Here is a 1190-nt window from a genome sequence, read left to right as displayed (position 1 = left end):
TGACAGGCAAGAGGGGAGGTGCTTGGGGTGGGCCGACGGAGTGGTTGTCCAGCGACACGTTATTGCGGGTCCCGGCGATGCAAGGGGAGGCGGCGCCCCCGGCATGGAGTGGGAGTTACATACCGGTTCTTCTGGATTATGACGCCCAACAGCGGCGTTGGACGTTGTTAGTCACTGTGCTGACCTGTCCGCAGTGGTATGAATTGGGGAGGCCATCGGCGCCCTATCTTCAGTATGAGTCACGGAAGGGGGGGGATTGGGTACTGATGCCGCTGGATAAGAATTACTTTGGTCAGAAAAGCAACCTGCTTACAGGTCCGCGCCAAACGGATGAGGGTCACTTGGTGCCTTGGCAGGAGAAATTGCGGCGGAAGCTAACATCTGCAGATGTTTATAAAACGATCGTGCAGTCCGCCGGCACAGGTTGCTGATTAAAAAAACCGCATCTCTCCAGGGAAAAGGGAATGGTAAACGAAACTGACTACGCACTACTTGCTGATCACGTCTACAACCGCCCTTTCGCGAACAAGATCGAGCTTGTGGGTGGATGGCAAGAGCTCGAATGGATTAGGGATGATCCTAAGACCTGGTTCTCCGCTGGAGCATGAAGGCAAGCGCAAGCGGACCCGACGCGAGATGTTCCTGGCGGAGATGGAGCAGGTTGTGCCTTGGTCGGCCCTATCAGGGCCGGCCAGGATGTCACCGTCAAGGTCGACAGCTTCCCCTACACCCGCTACGGCTACATCACCGGAAAGGTTGTCAGCATCTCGCGCGACGCCGCGCAGGACGAAAACCTAGGACTGGTATTTCCCGCACGTATTCGCCTGGATCGCTCGAATCTCAACATCGATGGCGTCGATGTCAAGTTGACCGCCGGCATGAGCCTGACGGCAGAGGTGATGACGGGTGAGCGTCGGATTGTTGACTATTTGCTAAGTCCGTTCAGAAGAGGCGCTGCCGAGGCGATGAGGGAGCGCTAGGAAAATCGCGGAGATTTGATCCTATTGCATCTCAGGGATGTTTATTCAGCGTAGAATTATTTTATATAGTTAATCCGTTTTTTTTCATATTGCATCTGTAGCGCGGATGCTCGGCGCGGGGATAGCTCAAGGGAAGGTCCGAATATGGTAGGCATCGCAAATCGAGTGCTCCTAGTTTTTATTTCTATTTTGTTTTCCGTGCCGCTTGCG

Annotated in this window: 1 protein-coding gene; it reads left to right on the top strand. The window is 54.5% G+C overall.

Annotation, left to right across the window (positions count from 1 at the left end):
* Positions 1-668 precede the first annotated feature (668 nt).
* Positions 669-980, top strand: coding sequence for a beta-barrel domain-containing protein (locus tag EPA99_RS18620; protein WP_129472756.1), 312 nt, complete (start codon positions 669-671; stop codon positions 978-980).
* Positions 981-1190 lie beyond the last annotated feature (210 nt).

Source organism: Pseudoxanthomonas composti, assembly GCF_004122095.1.
Taxonomy (GTDB): Bacteria; Pseudomonadota; Gammaproteobacteria; order Xanthomonadales; family Xanthomonadaceae; genus Pseudoxanthomonas_A; species Pseudoxanthomonas_A composti.
This window is presented reverse-complemented; position numbering and strand designations above follow the sequence as displayed.